The sequence below is a fragment of the Microcystis wesenbergii FACHB-1317 genome (assembly GCF_014696875.1).
Classification (GTDB): Bacteria; Cyanobacteriota; Cyanobacteriia; order Cyanobacteriales; family Microcystaceae; genus Microcystis; species Microcystis wesenbergii_A.
The window spans coordinates 1-18501 of the sequence record NZ_JACJQV010000217.1; the positions used below are offsets into that span (position 1 = coordinate 1).

General features: G+C 44.3%; 12 protein-coding genes and 1 tRNA gene. 10 read left to right on the top strand and 3 right to left on the bottom strand.

The annotated features are described in order from the left end of the window. The first annotated feature begins 128 nt into the window (after window positions 1–128). Window positions 129–815, top strand: coding sequence for a hypothetical protein (locus H6F92_RS22995; protein WP_190359646.1), 687 nt, complete (start codon window positions 129–131; stop codon window positions 813–815). A 155-nt stretch (window positions 816–970) separates the two neighbouring features. Here the strand turns inward: H6F92_RS22995 and metH are convergent, their stop codons facing one another. The 3 genes from metH to H6F92_RS23010 all read right to left on the bottom strand — a co-directional run bounded on the left by metH (window position 971) and on the right by H6F92_RS23010 (window position 7021). Beyond that, window positions 971–4534: a methionine synthase gene (gene metH, locus H6F92_RS23000; protein WP_190359635.1), complete on the bottom strand. Its 3564-nt coding sequence runs from the start codon at window positions 4532–4534 to the stop codon at window positions 971–973. Between the two features lie 243 nt (window positions 4535–4777). Next, on the bottom strand, window positions 4778–5929 hold the full coding sequence (locus H6F92_RS23005) for a SpoIID/LytB domain-containing protein (RefSeq protein WP_190359636.1): 1152 nt from the start codon (window positions 5927–5929) through the stop codon (window positions 4778–4780). 249 nt (window positions 5930–6178) lie between these two features. Continuing rightward, window positions 6179–7021, bottom strand: coding sequence for a methyltransferase domain-containing protein (locus H6F92_RS23010; protein ID WP_190359637.1), 843 nt, complete (start codon window positions 7019–7021; stop codon window positions 6179–6181). A 169-nt stretch (window positions 7022–7190) separates the two neighbouring features. Between H6F92_RS23010 and H6F92_RS23015 the strand changes: the two genes are divergently transcribed. The 9 genes from H6F92_RS23015 (at window position 7191) to H6F92_RS23055 (ending at window position 18237) form a co-directional block, all read left to right on the top strand. Then, entirely contained in the window at window positions 7191–8264 is a 1074-nt protein-coding gene (locus tag H6F92_RS23015; protein WP_190359638.1) for an extracellular catalytic domain type 2 short-chain-length polyhydroxyalkanoate depolymerase, read from the top strand. Between the two features lie 60 nt (window positions 8265–8324). Beyond that, on the top strand, window positions 8325–8876 hold the full coding sequence (locus tag H6F92_RS23020) for a phasin family protein (RefSeq protein ID WP_190359639.1): 552 nt from the start codon (window positions 8325–8327) through the stop codon (window positions 8874–8876). Window positions 8877–8970: 94 nt separating this feature from the next. Next, on the top strand, window positions 8971–10176 hold the full coding sequence (locus H6F92_RS23025) for an FAD-dependent hydroxylase (RefSeq protein ID WP_190359640.1): 1206 nt from the start codon (window positions 8971–8973) through the stop codon (window positions 10174–10176). A gap of 92 nt (window positions 10177–10268) precedes the next feature. After that, window positions 10269–10342: transfer RNA gene (locus H6F92_RS23030), tRNA-Pro, on the top strand. A gap of 131 nt (window positions 10343–10473) precedes the next feature. Then, window positions 10474–12396, top strand: a complete 1923-nt coding sequence (locus H6F92_RS23035; RefSeq protein ID WP_190359641.1) for a S9 family peptidase — start codon at window positions 10474–10476, stop codon at window positions 12394–12396. 522 nt (window positions 12397–12918) lie between these two features. Continuing rightward, window positions 12919–14934 carry a GspE/PulE family protein gene (locus tag H6F92_RS23040; RefSeq protein ID WP_190359642.1) on the top strand — a complete coding sequence of 672 codons (2016 nt, stop codon included), beginning with the start codon at window positions 12919–12921 and terminating at the stop codon, window positions 14932–14934. A gap of 173 nt (window positions 14935–15107) precedes the next feature. Continuing rightward, the gene (locus tag H6F92_RS23045) at window positions 15108–16211 is read left to right on the top strand and encodes a type IV pilus twitching motility protein PilT (protein WP_190359643.1); all 1104 of its coding nucleotides are present in this window, start codon (window positions 15108–15110) and stop codon (window positions 16209–16211) included. A 173-nt stretch (window positions 16212–16384) separates the two neighbouring features. Then, complete coding sequence (locus tag H6F92_RS23050; RefSeq protein WP_190359644.1) at window positions 16385–17599, top strand: type II secretion system F family protein; 1215 nt, start codon at window positions 16385–16387, stop codon at window positions 17597–17599. Window positions 17600–17700: 101 nt separating this feature from the next. Beyond that, entirely contained in the window at window positions 17701–18237 is a 537-nt protein-coding gene (locus tag H6F92_RS23055; protein ID WP_190359645.1) for a hypothetical protein, read from the top strand. Window positions 18238–18501 lie beyond the last annotated feature (264 nt).

The window sequence follows — 18501 nt, forward strand, 5'->3', positions numbered from 1 at the left end:
CGACTGCCTCTCAGGCTATAAAGCTCTATTGAGGGAACAACCTTTTTGTCTTAGCCTTAGTTGGAGGCTATCATATTTTCATGCTTGGCGGTGCCAACTTTGGCATCGGGACTGCCTCCTTGGGTATAATGCAGATCATGTTTAAGCTCTCTTGCTGTTCTATAAATGCGATCGCTCTTGGTTTATTATGGGGGGCGATTAGTCCGGTGTGGGCAGAAACGGAGTTAGACCTAGACCCGAAAATTCGGCAAGAAAGCCCAGTTTTAGAGCGTTGGTTAGAAAAAATACCCGATATCGCCGAAGATATTCGCCGCGATCCCAGTTTTCGCACTCGTATCCGCTTGGGATATGCAGAGTTTCCTTCTAGCGATAATTCCAGTGGCGTGATTTTGGGGGTAGAAGATGTGTTTTTCGGTCAAACCAGTTTAACCCTAAGCGGCGATTATCAGACGGCTTTTAACGGCAAAAGGACGGCAATAGGAGCAAATTTACAATACTATCTCCTCCCTTTGGGTGATTATGTCAATCTGGCTCCCATGGTGGGCTATCGTTACATTCAGACAGGAAATTACAGCACCGATGGGCTTAACTTAGGATTAAAGCTCAAATTAGCCCTTTCTCGCACGGGGGCAGCAGATATCACCGTCAGTCAGAGTTTTATCTCACCGGGGGGTGCTAACGAGGTGGGATTGACTACTCTTTCGGTTGGTTATGCGATTACCTCTAATTTACGTTTAGCTGCCGATATTCAAGCCCAAAATTCCCGCGCCCGTAAAGATAGCTCCCTAGGAATTTTACTGGAATGGCTGCCCTAATTAGGGTTTGCGGCAAAAAGTTTTTCCTGGGTGTAGGGTGTGAGGTGTAGGGTGTAGGGTGTGGGGTGTAGGGTGTAGGGTGTGGGGTGTGGGGTTTTACCGATAAAAACTCACACCTGATAACTGATAACTGATTACTGATCACTGATAACTGATTAGGTACTAAAGTATTTAGCGGTGGGGTGATAGGTGATAATGGCGGTGGTGGATTGTTCTGGGTACAATTGTTCGCTTTCGTCCATAGACATCCCAATGCGATCGCATCCTAACAGAGCTAGTTGCTTGTATTGGTCCTGAATATTGGGACAAGCGGGATAGCCGAAACTATAGCGAGAACCCTGGTAACGCTGTTGTAGTATATCGCGGATATTATCGGGATCGAACTCGGCGAAACCTAACTCGCGACGGATGCGGGTGTGAGTCCATTCGGCCATGGCTTCGGCGGTTTGGACAGCCATGCCGTGATAATAGAGGTATTCGGTATATTCGTTGGCATCAAAGAGAGATTTAGCGTATTCCGTGGCGATTTCCCCCACTGTCACCGCTTGCATCGGGAAAACGTCGATAATCCCGGATTCCTGCGGGGCGAAAAAGTCAGCAATACAGAGACGACGACCGGATTTCTGGCGCGGAAACTCAAAAATGGCGATCGGTTGCAGATTTTCGGGTTTTTCGCCCGCTTGTATCGATTCGGGATCGTAAATTAACAGGGAATTACCGGACGACTGACAGGGAAAATAACCATAAATTAATGTGGGGTTTAGTAAATTTTCCTTGACAATTTTCTCTTTCCATGCTGCTAGAATTGGATGAACTTTTTCCTGTAAAAACTGGTCGTATTCTTGCTTCGATTGGCTTTGTGGTTTGCGGAATTGCCATTGACCAACAAATAAAGCTTGTAGGTCTAAATACCAGAAAACCTCCTCGATGGGAATTTCTGCTGCCGTTAATATTTTAGTACCCCAGAAGGGCGGTGTTGGTCGGGGAATATCAACTGCCACCGCTTCGGAACGACGGCTATCAATAACTAATTCTTGGTTGATGCTGCCATCGGTAAAAATAGTATCGGGATTAACCTTTAATTCTTCGGCGACAACCGGGGTTTTTTCTGCCTCGGCAAACTCCGCTAAAAAGCCTTTACTATCATCCCATTGACCGCCAGCTTTAGCGGGCATTAATTTATCCATAAAATGCAGGTCAGAGAAGGCATCTTTTCCATAGATAACCTGTCCCTTGTAGGTTTTTTGACAGTCATCATGGACAAATTTGGGAGTTAAAGCTGCCCCGCCAAGGATAACGGGAACGGTGATTCCTTTTTCATTAAAAACCTCTAGATTTTCCTTCATAAAAGCCGTCGATTTCACCAATAAACCGCTCATAGCGATACAATCGGCCTTATGTTCTTTGTAGGCTTCGATGATATTTTCTACGGGTTGTTTAATGCCCAAATTAATCACCTTATAGCCGTTATTAGTCAAGATAATATCAACTAAATTTTTACCAATATCGTGAACATCTCCTTTAACTGTTGCGATAATAAAAGTCCCTTTGGCATTATTATCCCCCTCTTTTTTCTCCATAAAGGGTTCTAAAAAAGCAACGGCCGCTTTCATAGTTTGGGCCGATTGGAGAACAAAAGGTAACTGCATTTGTCCCGAACCAAATAACTCACCCACTACCTTCATCCCATCCAGGAGAAAAATATTAATAATATCTAGGGGTGGATAGTCCTGTAAAGCTTGATTCAAAGCGTCTTCCAGTCCCAATCTTTCCCCATCAATAATATGCTGTTTTAATCGTTCCTCCACGGGTAAATTAGCATTACTAGAGGGGTCTTTTTTAGTGGTTTTCCCCGCAAATAATTCGGTTAATTTGGTCAGGGGATCATAAACACATATATCGCCATCAAAACGACGATTATCATAGATTAAATCCCGACAAATTTGCTGATATTCTGGTTCAATTTTTGCCAAAGGAAGAATCTTATTAGCGCTGACGATTGCCCCATCCATCCCCACCTGCATCGCTTCGTGGAGGAAGACGGAATTTAATACCTGACGCGCTGCCGGATTCAACCCAAAAGAGATATTAGACACACCTAAAAGAATGTGACATTCGGGCAGTTCTTGGCGAATTCGGCGCATTGCTTCGATAGTAGCCTTGCCATTTTCTCGGTCTTCTTCGATACCGGTAGAAATCGGTAAAGCTAGAGGATCAAAAAAGATTTCGTAGGGAGGAATTCCGTATTCTATCGCCCCATAATAGGCCCGTTTAGCTATCTGGAATTTTTTCTCGGCAGTGCGTCCCATTCCTTCTTCATCAATGGTTCCAATTACTACCCCAGCGCCGTATTTTTTCGCTAAATCCAAGACTTGATAAAAACGCGATTCCCCGTCTTCGTAGTTAGTGGAGTTGAGGATACATTTACCCCCCGCTACTTTTAACCCCGCTTCCATTTTTTCCCATTCGGTGGAATCTAACATTAAAGGTAGGGTGACATTATTAACTAAACGAGAGGCTAATTGGTGCATGTCGCGCACCCCATCCCGGCCGACATAATCGACGTTGACATCGAGAATATGCGCTCCTTCTTTTACCTGCGCTTTCGCCATCGATACTAAACTATCCCAGTCTTCAGCATTGAGAAGTTCCCGACATTTTTTAGAACCACTGGCGTTTAATTTTTCCCCGACAATAAGGAAAGAATTATCTTGAATATAGGGTTGGGTACTATAAATAGAAGCGGCGGAGGGTTCATAATGATAATGACGAGATTTCGGAGTTAAACCCTGACTTAGTTCCGCTAAAGCTTGAATATGGTCGGGACGAGTACCACAACAACCGCCGATAATTTGTACTCCCAAATCTTCGATAAAGTGCATTAAAGCCATTTTTAATTCTACGGGAGTGAGGCGATAATGGGCTTGACCGCCGACATTTTCCGGTAAACCGGCGTTAGGAATACAAGAAACAATAAAAGGGGAATTTTCCGAGAGATATTTAATATGGGGTTTCATTAAATCGGGACCAGTGGCGCAGTTAAGTCCCAAAATATCAATTTTATAGGGTTGTAAAATAGAGACAACGGCGTTAATTTCCGTTCCTACTAACATCGTTCCCATGGTTTCCATCGTCACTGAAACCATGAGGGGCAATCGTTGACCCTTTTTCTGAAATACTTCTTCAATAGCATTTAAAGCCGCTTTAATTTGCAGGACATCCTGACAGGTTTCTACTAATAATAAATCTGCCCCGCCATCGTAGAGACCCTCTACCTGTTCCACATAGGAATTTTTGAGGGTATCAAAGTCAATATGACCCAAAGTGGGCAGTTTTGTCCCCGGCCCCATGGAACCCGCCACAAAACGGGGTTTTTCGGGGGTAGAGTATTTATTAGCGCAAGCTTTGGCCAGTTCGGCGGCGGTTTTGTTGAGATAATAGGCTTGGTCGGCTAAATCGTACTCGGCTAAAACTATCGAGGTTCCCCCGAAGGTGTCGGTTTCAATCACATCCGCACCCACTGCTAAAAAGGCTTCGTGGACTTTGGCTACGGCGCTAGGTTTCGTATGGACAAGATACTCGTTACAACCTTCGTATTCTGCCCCACCAAAGTCCTCGGCCGTCAGATTTTGGCTTTGTAGGGAAGTTCCCATCGCCCCATCAAAGACGAGGACGGGATGCTTGGGGCCGTTGAGGTAGTCAAGAAAAGGGCTATTCATAGAGAGATTTACTGCTATAGCATTTTGAAAGTTTATTGTAATACGGTTACTAGAAATCTGCTATGGTCGGCATTTCAGTGATCAGTGATCAGTGATCAGTTATCAGTGATCAGATTTGAGTTTTCAGTTATCAACTAGAAGAAACAGGTCGGCAAGCTGTTGGGAATTTTAGTACAAATGCTCAACTATTTCTCCCTGCTATAGTCAACAGCCTAGCACCAGCGATCGAGAAAGCCTATCAATCTAATTTTGTAGCACTAGACGAGCTAAACCAACTCCGGGATAATAATTACCGAGAATTTGTTGATAATCTAGGCCTTTTTCCGCTAATTTATAAGCCCCAGTTTGACTCATACCGCGACCACCGTGGGCCCAAGCGACAATTTCATCGGTGGCGGCATAAAGAGACTCGACTACACCCCCTTTATAGCTGAGAATCTGCCCAGCAGTGGCATTAACCGCTTGGTGAGTCGATTGATACTCCGATCGAATGCCCTTATATACCTGCCAGCGTTGGCTATTGCCCAGATGAAACCAAGCATTAGCGGGGCGGATTATATGTACTAGGGCGTAGGAACGAGCGGCGATCGCCTGTGCCTTTAAAGCGTGCATTGGCGCGGTGGAGTGCATTTCACTACCCACCACACTATAGAGATAGGCCTCTAAATTAACCTGATTGACCACTAACAAGCGATCGCCTTGAGCAACCAGCAGCACTTTGCCCCGATACCAACTATCATCCACATAAACTAAACCATCGGCACTGGTGGGCTGCACAAAAATCACCTCTGGCAGCGATAAATCGCCCATTTTTAAGCCATTGGCCTCTGGAATGACCGCTAAACCCTCGTTAGTGGCAATCGTTTTTAAACCGCGACCTTGGCGATCGGTGATCACCGCCGGCCCGTTAACTCCAATCAAAACACTGGCCACATCCCTTTTGATCGCCACGCGAATTTCTAGGACCGGCGGCGTATAATTAGCGGGAACCGCTAAAGGTTGTCTAGTTACCGGTTTGGCAGCAGCAGCGGGGGAAGTATTGGGGGAATGAACCGATGCTGCTAATTTTTTCGGCGCTGAGGGGGAAGACTGGGGAGAGGGTGCTGATTTTGGAGTCGCAGAAGATTGGGGAGAGGGGGATAGTTTCGGCGATGGCGCGATTAAGGGTGCGATCGGAGATGGAATAATAGGGGAAGGGAAGGGAGCAGTCTCTAGATTTGCTTGCGGTTGCGGGGTTTCTGGTTTTTCCTTGGCTAAATAAGTTAAGAGAATTGGCGTAAAAGTAGCGATCGACAGTAAAGGAACGGCACAATGGCGCAGCAGGGAAAAATAGGCACTAGCAGAAAATTTCACTTTGATCACACCGTCTTTAATTTTCTTATCTAACTTTATCATTCCGGGAGTCTGGGGAAGGGAGAATTAATATCTATAGCCTGAAATCGAGAGGTGGTCTATGGTTAAGCCACGCCCAGCCCAACCAACAGTTAAATTTATTGATGACTACTGCGAAAACTATAGAGGCCGCCAATTCAATTCTGAATTGGCGAAAGAAAAACTCGGCCGATAGAATGAAAGGAAAAAACTTTTGCAGCTGCTGGGGGGAATTAGACTAGGATCGCTGGACTTTAATTATGGTCAAGCTGATTATTTTTTCCCTTGCAGTAAACCAAAACGAATTAAACCCGACTCGTAACCGCGCCGCATTAGCCCTAAAGATAAGGCCCCTCGGATAGTAGTGTAACCGCTTGCTAACAAACCAGCGATCGCATCTGTGGTTAAGGCCGAATCAATCACCACATCCCAAAAAGCGGCCACCGATAGGGACCAATCATCGGTTTTTAGGTCTTGAAAACCAATTTCACGGGCAATATCAGCGTATTCTGGCAAAGAAATCACATAGGGCAGACAATAAACCTGATAAATCTCGTTTAATAGTTTAATCTCCCCTTCCGTTAAATTACCGGCGAGGGAAGTGGTGGGACGATGACACCAAGTAGCCATCAAAAAAGTCCCCCCGGGCTGCAAAACCCGATAACATTCCCGCAGAAATTGCCTTTTATCGGGCATATGTTCGCCACTTTCCAAAGACCAGACCAGATCAAAATTATTCTCAGGAAAGGGGGTTTTTAGGGCATCAGCCACAGAAAAACTCACTTGTTCCTCTAAATTGAACTCTTGCGCTCTTTGGCTGGCTCTAGCGGCTTGTACCGGGGAAAGGGTAATACCCACCGCTTGGCTGTGAAATTTTTCGGCCAGATAAAGACTACTGCCACCAATACCACAACCTAGATCAAGAATCTGATTAGCGCCGGTGACATTTCCCCAAGTTAATAATTCTTCTATTAAATCAATTTGTGCCTGACGGCGATCGAGTTTAATCTTGCCGCCCCGACCGTAGTAACCATGGTGCATATGTTCGCCCCAAATCCTTTCCCACAGTCCACTAGAGGAGTCATAAAAATCGGCTATTCGTTGATCAAGTTCCATGGTGATTTCCTAGTTAAGAGAGGCACTCTTGCCAGAGATTAGCCGGATATGCTATACCAAATCCTGTTTAAAAAGTACAGCAAAGTGGGAAGTGGGGAGCGGGTTTTTAAATTTCGATCTGTTTTACTTTATCTTAATATCATAGGTTCCGATTTTTGCAAGAGGTCTTATGATTAAGACAGGATTAAAACTATTGGCTGTTTTGATTTTTAGTATTTTTAGCTTCAATGGGGCGGTCTTGGCCGAGGCAGCACCCAAGCTATCTGGTTATCAGGCAGATTTAAGCCAAACATCTGTTTCTGGTCTTTCATCAGGGGCCTTCATGACGGCTCAATTCCATGTCGCCTACTCAGATAGGCTGGTAGGAGCAGGTATTATTGCTGGCGGTCCTTTTTATTGTGTAGGTTCTTACGAGACGGACCCAGAGCAATTTCTCGAGCAAGCGACATCAACTTGCATGAATCCTCTGACTGAGTCAGTAGGACCAGATGGGAAAAGATTATTTAAAAAAGCTCAAGAACTGGCCAAGGCTAACAAAATTGCCGATCTCAACAACTTAAAAGATGATCGAGTCTATCTATTCAGTGGTTCAAGTGATCGCGTAGTTACAACTGTCGTCGTTGACAAAGTAGAAGATTTTTATCAAGCTGCCGGCTTGCCCTCAGAAAATATTAAATACGAAAAGAATATCAATGCCGGTCATGCCATAATTGTCGAGGAGTCTAGGGTGTCATGTTCAGATACTAAGTCACCCTTTATAAACGACTGCGATTTCATGCAATCCCATCGGATTTTAGGGCATATTTATGGCAAGTTGAATCCAGCAGTTGATTCTAATAGATTAAGTGGCCAGATTATTCGGTTTGACCAGAACGAGTTTATTGACGGTAAAAAGACGAGTATGAGTCGGGAGGCTTATGTTTATGTACCTGAAGCCTGTAAAAAAGAAAGCTGCAAAGTTCATGTAGCTATTCATGGTTGCAAACAGGGGGCAACGGAAATTGATGATACTTACTACACTAAAACCGGTTACAATGAAATAGCTGATACCAACAGGATAATTGTCTTATATCCCCAGGTTGAACCGTCAGCATTAATCCCTTACAATCCCCAGGGATGCTGGGATTTTTGGGGATATTCTAGTGCCACTCCAGATAATCCTGTCTTTTATACTAGAGAGTCTCCCCAGATGAGGGCAATTGTCGCTATGTTAGAACGGTTGGCCGAACCGCGCCCTCAATAATTCAATCTTTTTGCTGGCACAGACAGAGAAATACATTAAGCAGTTTACGAGGAAACTACCATGCAAAACGAGCTAGTTAAACAGTGGATTGACTCGAACAAATTGGCAATAGAGTCCTTCAAGAATATTACGGCCACTAATGTGAACGCGATGGATGCCATGTTAACAAGTTTTGTTAACCCCAGCGCCTTCGCTGAACTAAGCAAGGGTTATCTAAGCTTGACCAAAGAATTGGGGGAAGTTTATACTGATAGTATTAATGAACTATTTCAAAGCCAACTGAAGCTGGTGAATTTACAGGCAACCTCTGAGTCTTTTAAGGACTTGGGTGAAATTTATGTCAGTTCGATGACCAATATCGGACTAAAGCAAGCAGAATTGATGAGCCTGTATCTAGAAACTACAGCCAAGTATCTAGAGATATTAAAGGGCGCTCAAAAAGTAGATGATCTATTCAATGTCCAAACCAGTATTTTTAGCGAACTTCAAGAAAAGTTGAAGGGGAATATGCTCGAAACAATGGGAGTTCTTAACTCTATCAATACTGCTCTGGATAATTGGACTCAAAAAAGCCTTGACGCATTCGCATCTGATGAGACTATCAATGGCTAGGTGAGGTGAAGACAATCAAACCCGACAGCAACCCCGAAAATCGTGTCAGAATAGATCAGTGTAGTCACTGATGATCTTCGAGAAAAATATTTATATGTTAAGACGGGACAGCTACGATTTAATCATTGTCGGGGGCGGTATAGTCGGAACCACCCTAGCGGTGGCCTTAAAAAATACAGGATTAAATATCGCTATGATCGAGGAACGTCCCCTAGAGGTGGCCGCCTGCCGTCGTCAAGCTTATGCCCTCTCGCTGATGTCCAGCCGGATTTTTACAGGCTTGGGTATCTGGGATAAAATCTCACCCAGTATCGGTAAATTTCGTCATATTCGCCTTTCTGATGCCGATTTTCCGATTTTTGTCCCCTTTGTGGTCGATGAGCTAAAAACCGAGTATTTGGGCTATGTGGGCGAACATCAAGTGATTTTAACCGCCCTGCACAATGCCAGCCAAGATTGCGATCGCATTGACTGGTTATCCCCTGCCAAAGTGTTAGAAGTGGAGTACGGAGCAGAAACAGCCACTGTCACCCTGGAAAAAGCTGGTCAAACCCGAAAAATCACCGCAAAATTAGTTATCGGGGCCGATGGGGCCAGATCCGCTATCCGGCAAGGGGCGCAAATTCAAACCAAAGGTTGGAAATATTGGCAATCCTGTGTCGCTTTCACCATTAAACATCAACTCGATCGCAACGATACCGCCTTTGAAAGATTTTGGCCCACCGGTCCGATGGGCATTTTACCGCTCCAGGGTAATCGCTGTCAGATCGTTTGGACAAATCCCCATGGGGAAGCGAAAAAACTGCAAGAAATGCCCGAAGCGGAATTTATCAAGAAATTAGAGGCATATACGGGGGGATTACTGGGAAAACTCGAATTAGTTAGCCCCCGCGCTCTCTTTCCCGTACAGTTAATGCAGAGTGATACTTATGTTAAACCCCGACTGGCTTTAATTGGTGATGCCGCTCACTGTTGTCATCCCGTCGGTGGTCAAGGTTTAAATTTAGGCATTCGCGACGCGGCCGCTTTAGCGCAGGTATTAAAGGAAGCAGCGGAAAAGCAAGAGGATATAGGAGCGCTTTCTACCCTAAAATCCTACGAAAAATGGCGTAGAACCGAGAATTTAGCGATTTTAGGCTTCACGGATTTTCTAGATCGCCTGTTCTCCAATAACTGGCCGCCTATCGTTGTCATCCGTCGTCTCGGATTGGCAATGATGCGCGGTTTTCCCCCGTTGAAATTGTTTGCCCTGCAATTAATGACGGGACTAAAAGGACGTATTCCCCAATTAGCTAGATAGCTGGCCGCTAATTCCGGGGATGGGGGAGAAAGGAAGAAAAAAAAAGCTTGCCAAATGCCGCGATTATCGCTATGATGGTTAAGGTTCAATATCGGGGCGTAGCGCAGCTTGGTAGCGCACTACTTTGGGGTAGTAGGGGTCGTGGGTTCGAATCCCGCCGCTCCGATTGCAGAAAAACAGAGAGTTAGGTAGGGATGCAACCAATCCCTACCTTGTCCTGTTTACTCGGAATTCTCTTAATTTATCAGCGTTCCTGATCAAGTTAGTTCACCATTAAGATCACTGCTTTAGTCGAAAATGTCTCATCAAATATCAGCTTACGGTTCCTGGAAATCACCGATTACCTCCGATCTAATTGTGGCAGCATCGATTAGTCTTGGCGGTGTAACTCTAGATGGAGAAGATATTTATTGGTTAGAAGGCAGACCACAGGAAAAGGGGCGAAATGTTTTAGTTAAATTAAACCCCGACGGCACAACCACAGAAATCACCCCAGCACCTTTTAATGTGCGAACTCGTGTCCATGAATACGGGGGAGGTTCCTATCTAATTGTTGCCGGAATTATCTATTTTTGTAATTTTGCTGACCAAAGAATTTATCGCCAAACTGCTGAGAGTTTACCCCAACCTCTGACCCCAGAAAATTCCTGTCGTTATGCGGATTTAATTCTCGATAAGTTTGGCAATCGTTTAATCTGTGTTTGTGAAGATCATAGCCAAAAAGATCGAGAACCGGTTAATAGTATTGTCAGCATCGATGTGGATACAGGAGAAATAAAAACTTTAGTATCTGGCGATGATTTTTATACCTCTCCTCGCTTAAGTGCCGATGGTTCTCGATTAGCTTGGATTAGTTGGAATCATCCTAATATGCCCTGGGATAGTTCTTTTCTCTGGGTGGCGGATATTAATAATCTTTATTTGACTAATATTCGGGTCATTGCTGGCGGTGAAAATGAGTCGGTGTGTGAACCGCGCTGGTCCGCCGATGAACAGTTATATTTTACCAGTGATTGCAATGATTTCTGGAACTTTTATTGCTTTAACCACGATGAACAAATCCAACCTGTTCTCGAACCGATCAAGGCTGAATTTGCCTATCCTCATTGGGTTTTTGGTTTATCTAACTACGGTTTCGCCAGCGAATCACAGATTATTTGTAGCTATACAAAAGATGGCCGTTGGTATTTAGGAAGTATCGATACTGTTAATCGAGAATTCCGAGAAATTATCACTGCTGACACTGACATTTCTTCCCTACAAGTTAGGGAGAACAAAATAGTTTTTATTGGCGGTTCTTTCAGGGAAGTAACAGCAGTTATCTCAATGAATTTAGCCACAGGAACGAGAGAAATTCTCAAATCTTCCAGTAATTTAACTATTTCTAGCGATTATTTCTCGATTCCGGAAATGCTCGCTTTTCCCACCAGTCAGGGACTAACTGCATCTGCTTGGTATTATCCCCCCAAAAACCCCGATTATACCGCCCCCAATGGCGAATTACCGCCCCTTTTAGTCAAAAGTCACGGCGGACCGACGGCTGCCGCCACCTCTAGTTTAAGTCTGCGGGTGCAATACTGGACCAGTCGCGGCTTTGGCTATCTAGATGTCAATTATGGCGGTAGTACGGGTTATGGTCGTCAATATCGTCAGCGTTTGCTGGGAAATTGGGGAATTGTCGATGTGGAAGACTGCATCAACGGGGCAAAATATTTGGTTAATCAGGGATTAGTTGATGGGGAAAGATTGGCAATTTCTGGAGGCAGCGCCGGAGGTTATACAACTTTAGCGGCCTTAACTTTTCATGATACTTTTAAAGCAGGAGCTAGTTATTACGGAGTTAGTGATTTAGAGGTTTTAGCCACCGATACCCATAAATTCGAGTCGAGATATTTAGATAAATTGGTGGGACGTTATCCTGAAGAAAAGGAAATTTACTATCAGCGATCGCCTATTCATTTTACCGATCAGTTATCCTGTCCGGTGATCTTTTTCCAAGGTTTAGAAGATCGAGTGGTTCCACCCAATCAAGCGGAAATGATGGTAGAAGCTTTAAAAGCGAAAGGTTTAGCCGTTGCTTATCTTACCTTTGCGGGAGAACAACACGGATTTCGTCAAGCTGAATCGATCAAACGAGCATTAGATGCCGAATTTTATTTTTATTCCCGTCTCTTTGGTTTTACTGCTGCTGATAATTTAGAACCAGTAGAAATTAAGTAGGGTTTATGGCTGGCACTTTTTGATGGACAAAAAGTCTAAAAGTCTTATCCAACAAGGTTTTTAGATTTATTCAGCCAGCCCTATCTGTCAAGCTAGGAGCCTTGTGAGAGGAAAGTCGCAGGCCCAGTTCTGAAGGGAGCATCTCACCTTTGTAACTCCTAAATTAAGTTTTATGTCAAGCTATTTTGAAAGCCTTGCTAGAAGCCAGTTTTAGCGACAAGTATAATTACTCACTTGCCTAAATGAGATGCTCCCCGTTGCCCTCTCTTTTCGTACTAATTTATGTACTAAAAAAAAGGAGAATGCCAGGTTTTTGAGAGTCCCAATCCGATTTTCGCAGCATGAACATCGGATTTTAACCGGTCAAAAGCCTTATTTTCAAAGGGTTTTACCATTATTCAGCCAACCATATATAAGCGACCCCAATAGGTTGTCAGTGATCTAGAAAAATTTTGGCTAGGATGTAATTTTACTGAGAAAATTGGGGATAATCAAGGGTAGTGGAGAGGTTAAGAATAGTCTATGACATTTTCTTCCAAGAAAACTCGTGCCGTTGCCCTGCCCAATTACCTTTCCCCCTTTGGTAATAAGTTGGTGCAGTCGGGCTATATCGGTGCCGAGCAAATGCAACAGGCCCTAGTGGAAACACGGAAATCGGGACGATCGCTAGTAGAAATATTACAACAACTAACCGGGCGCCCTTTGCCCCCGGATTTGCAGCGACAGCATAAGAAAAACCAGTTGTTTGAATTAAAAATTCTCTACGGAGTCGAATCGATCGACGCCGAGTTGAGCGATGTAGATGGACTGGAAATAGCCCGGTTGATCGATTCTTTGATTCCGATCGATCTTTGTCGCCGCTATCGTCTCATCCCCCTGGAACGGCTCAAAGGGGAGCCGGCTGCGATTTTGATAGCCATGGTCGATCCCGACAACCTAGAGGCTAGCGACGATATTAATCGTATTCTCCGCCCCAAGGAGTTAGGTATACAGCGTTTAGTGATTACCAGCGAGGACTATGAAAGATTACTGGAAAAATTCCACCGGGCCCAATCGCAACTAGAACAGGAAAAAGCCCGACTCGAAAAAGAAAAAGAACTGGAAAAACTCTCGGATATCACCGACATTGTCGGCACTATCGATGTGATCAGCAATGGCCCTAACGATGAAGTGGCCGATGATCTCGGGGTGGGGGACGCTAATCAAGCCCCCGTCATCAACCTGGTCAATAAAATTATGGCTAAGGCCCTGCAGGAAGGCACTTCCGATATTCACATCGAACCCCAAGAAGAATTCCTGAAAATTCGCTTTCGCAAAGATGGAGTTCTTTATCAAGCTTTTGAGCCGCTGCCGAAAAAAATTACCCCGTCGGTGACAGCCCGTTTGAAAATCATGGCCGATCTCGATATCGCCGAACGTCGTCTTCCCCAAGATGGTAAAATTCGGCGGATGTATCAAGGGCGGAAAGTGGATTTTCGGGTTAATACCCTGCCCAGTCGCTACGGCGAAAAAGTCTGTTTGCGGATTCTCGATAACTCAGCTACCCAGTTGGGTTTAGATAAACTGATCACCGATCAAAATACCCTGGCAATTGTCCGGGAATTGGCCAGTCGTCCCTTTGGTCTGTTGCTGGTGACAGGTCCGACCGGTTCGGGGAAATCCACCAGTTTATACTCGGTTTTAGCCGAAAGAAATCACCCTGGAGTTAATATTAGTACCGCCGAAGACCCGATCGAATATTCTCTACCAGGCATCACCCAGGTACAGGTAATTCGCGAAAAAGGCATGGATTTCGCCTCGATTCTCCGGGCCTTCATGCGACAAGACCCGGATGTGATTCTGGTGGGAGAAACTAGGGACAAGGAGACGGCCAAAACAGCGATCGAGGCGGCCTTAACTGGTCACTTGGTCTTAACTACCCTACACACTAACGATGCCGCCGGTGCGATCGCTCGCCTCGATGAAATGGGGGTTGAACCGTTTATGATTTCCGGTTCTCTGTTGGGAGTCTTGGCCCAGCGTCTGGTGCGGCGCGTCTGTACCGAGTGTCGAGTCGCCTATCACCCCACCCAAGAGGAATTAGCCCGTTTTGGTCTTGCCGCTGCCAATGAACGGGAAGTGACCTTTTATAAGGCTAATACCCTAACCATAGAGGAAATTCAACAGGCGCGAGATCAAGGTAATCTTTGTACCAAATGTGGTGGCAGCGGTTATAAAGGTCGCGTCGGTGTCTATGAGGTAATGCAAAATAGTGAACGACTGCAGCAGTTAATTAACCAAGGGGCAAGCACCGATCGCATTAAGGAGGCGGCCGTCGATGAGGGCATGGTGACACTCCTAGCTTACAGTTTAAATCTGGTGCGAGAGGGTTACACCACCCTGGCAGAAGTGGAACGGGTGACATTTACCGATTCTGGTCTGGAAGCGGAATTAAAAGCCAAACGGAAAAGCGGTTTAATCTGTCGTGGTTGTCGCGCCGAACTACAACCAGAATGGCTCGATTGTCCCTATTGTATGACACCACGATTTAGTGATTAAGACAGTTTTTCAGGTATCAGTTATCAGTTATCGGTTATCAGTTATAAGATTTGAGTTTTAAGTAAGGAGTATTAAGTGAGTAGTCTTAAATAGCAATTTCCTAATGTCTTTTTACTGATTACTGGTTACTGTTTACTGTTCAATGATTTTACCTTAGAGATGGAGTTTAAGCCATGGAAATGATCGAAGATTTAATGCAACAATTGGTCGAGATGGGCGGTTCCGATATGCACATTCAGTCTGGGGCACCGGTCTATTTTCGCATTAGTGGCAAACTGTCCCCGATTAATGAAGAATCTTTAACCCCGCAAGATTGTCAGAGATTGATTTTTAGTATGCTCAATAATACTCAAAGAAAAGAGTTAGAGCAGAATTGGGAATTAGACTGTTCATACGGGGTGAAAGGATTAGCAAGATTTAGGGTCAATGTTTATAAAGAAAGGGGTGCTTATGCAGCTTGTTTACGGGCTTTGTCCTCTAAAATTCCTAACTTTGAACAATTAAATTTACCAGAAGTAGTCCGGGAGTTATCGGAAAGACCGAGGGGATTAATTCTCGTAACCGGCCAAACAGGTTCAGGGAAAACTACCACTTTAGCGGCAATTTTAGACTTAATTAATCGGACTCGTTCCGAGCATATTTTAACGGTAGAAGACCCAATTGAATACGTTTTTTCTAATATAAAAAGCCTGTTTCACCAAAGACAAAAAGGAGAAGATACCAAGAGTTTTGCTAACGCATTAAAATCAGCTTTACGGGAAGATCCTGATATTATCCTTGTGGGAGAAATGCGGGATTTAGAAACAATTAGTTTGGCAATCACGGCGGCGGAAACCGGTCACTTAGTCTTCGGAACCCTACACACTAACTCGGCAGCGGGAACAGTGGATCGGATTATTGACGTTTTTCCTGCTAACCAACAGGCACAAATTCGCGCCATGTTATCCAATTCTCTACTAGCAGTTTTTAGTCAAAACCTAGTCAAGAAAAAAAATCCTAAACCGGGGGAATTTGCTCGAGCAATGGTACAGGAAATCATGGTGGTAACTCCAGCGATCGCTAACCTAATTCGCGAAGGAAAAGCCCCCCAAGTCTACTCAGCAATTCAAACGGGAATGAAGTTAGGAATGCAAACCATGGAACAGGGATTAGCTAATTTAGTTGTTAGCGGTGTTGTCTCCTTTGAAGAAGCAATTTCTAAAAGTGGTAAACCCGATGAATTACAACGTCTTGTCGCTGGGGCGAGCGCTAATGTTAAAACTAAAGCCCGGCTCTAATAACAAATAGTAACCTTTAAGCGTTCGTCAGCCCCTATCAGTTATCAGTGAACAGTAACCAGTGAAAAGAAAGTACCGAAGTTTTCACTTAACACTATCTACCCACTTAAAACTCCAATCTGATAACTGATAACTGATAACTGATAATTGATAACTGATAATTGATTTGTCCTATGCCTACTTTTGTCGCACAAGTTAAAAACAGATCTGGAAAAGTTTTCCAAGAGAAAATTGAGGCCATGTCTCCCGATCAAGCCCGGACGATGCTGAAGGCGAAATATGCTACCGTCGGTAAAGTCAAAAAAGCGGGAGTAGAGCTCGATCTTTCCGGTTTAGAGTTGATATTTGCCAGCATTTCCATCAAAGATAAAGCGGTTTTTTCCCGTCAATTTTCGGTGATGATTAATGCTGGTGTGGGGATTGTGAGATGTTTGGGAGTTTTGGGGGATCAATGCGGTAATCCCAAGATGAGAAAAGCACTACAAGCGATTAGTACTGAGGTACAGCAAGGGAGTCCGTTATCGGAAGCGATGGCCAAACATCCCGAATGTTTTGATCAACTTTATGTGAGTATGATCGAAGCTGGAGAGACGGGGGGGGTACTCGATGAAGTGCTCAACCGTCTCTCGAAACTTTTGGAAGACATGGCCCGCTTGAAAAACCAGATTAAATCAGCGATGACCTATCCAGTTACGGTGGGAATTTTGGCGGTAATTGTGTTTTTCGGGATGACCATCTTTTTAATTCCCGTGTTTGCGAAAATTTTCACCGATTTAAAGGTGGAACTACCAGCTTTAACGCAATTTATGCTCTATTTAAGTGGTGTGATGCGTAGTTGGTTGATTTTAATTCCGATTGTTACCATTGCTGCCACGGTTTTTTTACTGCGTCGCTATTACAAAACCCCGATGGGTCGTCTGCAAATTGACCATTTTTTCCTTAAAATGCCTCTTTTTGGTGATTTGAATGAAAAGTCGGCTGTGGCTAGATTTTGCCGGGTTTTTGGGACTCTGACGCGTTCTGGTGTCCCGATTTTGAGTTCCCTCGATATCGTTGGTAATACGGTGGGTAATCAGGTAATTGCCAATGCGATCTCTGGTGCCAAGGCGGAAATTCAGCAGGGGGGAATGATGAGTTTGGCCCTACAAAAAGCCAATGTTTTCCCAGCTTTGGCAATTCAAATGATTAGTATTGGTGAGGAAACGGGAGAATTAGATGCCATGATGATGAAAGTGGCGGATTTCTACGAAGATGAGGTGGAACAGGCCGTTAAAGCTTTAACCAGTATCATTGAACCCTTGATGATGGTTGGTATTGCTGGGATGGTGGGAACTATTCTTCTGTCTATGTACCTGCCCATGTTTAAAATCTTCGAGGCCTTGGGATAAGTTGATCAGGGATCAGTGATCGGTCATCAGTGACTATTGCCAGTAGCTTGAAATCAGCCAGATTTTAATTTTCATCTCCTTTTACTTGATTAGGTGAATCTGTGTCTTACGAAACTTTATTAGCGGAATACAGCTGTCGTGAGGGGGCGATCGAATTATTGCGACAATATCGCCCCTATTTAGAGTTAATTCCTAGTCTGCGTCGTCCTGAAGAGAGTTTAATTACTATTCCCTTGCCCTTGGTCAGAATTCGTCCATCTTCTGGCCTTGAATCTAGAAAGACGGTACAATTAGCCTGTGATTTGGCTATTCTGATGTGTGATCCGGAATGGAAAATTAAATTAGGTTCAGAAATCCTGATTTTTATCCATCGTCCGGGGGAAGATTTCTCTGATTTGTTGAAACGCTGGCGCGAAACCCAAATCTGTTTAGATAAAGAATATGAATGGTTAATGCCCCCCAGAGAACAACATATGTTTAGTGAAGGTGCAGAAAAAATTCATCCTTTATTTGTGGTTTTTGATCAAACGGCCGAGAGAATAAAAAAGGGTTTAAGAGGGGCTTTTTTACCGATGGTTGTTCAAAGTTATCGGCCAGCTTTGATTGATGATTGCTTAGAATTAGTCGATCAAGATTAGCTGACTCTCTTAAGTAGGGTCTGCTGAAAAAGTTTTTCGTGGGGACAGGGTGTGGCCCCCCCAACCCTAGGGCTGTTTCATTCTCCCATCAGAATATCAAAAGTAAAAGCGATCACTGTCAGGTAAAATGAGAAGTGAACGCGAACTTTTGAAACATATGTTGAGCTTAATAGAAAAACTGAAACAAGTCAAGGACTTTCGGAAAGATCAAGGAAAAAGACACCCTTTATGGATAGTATTAGTAGTAATAATACTGGGAACAAT

Excerpts from the sequence above, each read along its gene's own strand:
- H6F92_RS22995 (WP_190359646.1), top strand. The coding sequence starts at position 129 with ATGCAGATCATGTTTAAGCTCTCTTGCTGTTCTATAAATGCGATCGCT.
- metH (WP_190359635.1), bottom strand. The coding sequence starts at position 4,534 with ATGAATAGCCCTTTTCTTGACTACCTCAACGGCCCCAAGCATCCCGTC.
- H6F92_RS23005 (WP_190359636.1), bottom strand. The coding sequence starts at position 5,929 with ATGATAAAGTTAGATAAGAAAATTAAAGACGGTGTGATCAAAGTGAAA.
- H6F92_RS23010 (WP_190359637.1), bottom strand. The coding sequence starts at position 7,021 with ATGGAACTTGATCAACGAATAGCCGATTTTTATGACTCCTCTAGTGGA.
- H6F92_RS23015 (WP_190359638.1), top strand. The coding sequence starts at position 7,191 with ATGATTAAGACAGGATTAAAACTATTGGCTGTTTTGATTTTTAGTATT.
- H6F92_RS23020 (WP_190359639.1), top strand. The coding sequence starts at position 8,325 with ATGCAAAACGAGCTAGTTAAACAGTGGATTGACTCGAACAAATTGGCA.
- H6F92_RS23025 (WP_190359640.1), top strand. The coding sequence starts at position 8,971 with ATGTTAAGACGGGACAGCTACGATTTAATCATTGTCGGGGGCGGTATA.
- H6F92_RS23035 (WP_190359641.1), top strand. The coding sequence starts at position 10,474 with ATGTCTCATCAAATATCAGCTTACGGTTCCTGGAAATCACCGATTACC.
- H6F92_RS23040 (WP_190359642.1), top strand. The coding sequence starts at position 12,919 with ATGACATTTTCTTCCAAGAAAACTCGTGCCGTTGCCCTGCCCAATTAC.
- H6F92_RS23045 (WP_190359643.1), top strand. The coding sequence starts at position 15,108 with ATGGAAATGATCGAAGATTTAATGCAACAATTGGTCGAGATGGGCGGT.
- H6F92_RS23050 (WP_190359644.1), top strand. The coding sequence starts at position 16,385 with ATGCCTACTTTTGTCGCACAAGTTAAAAACAGATCTGGAAAAGTTTTC.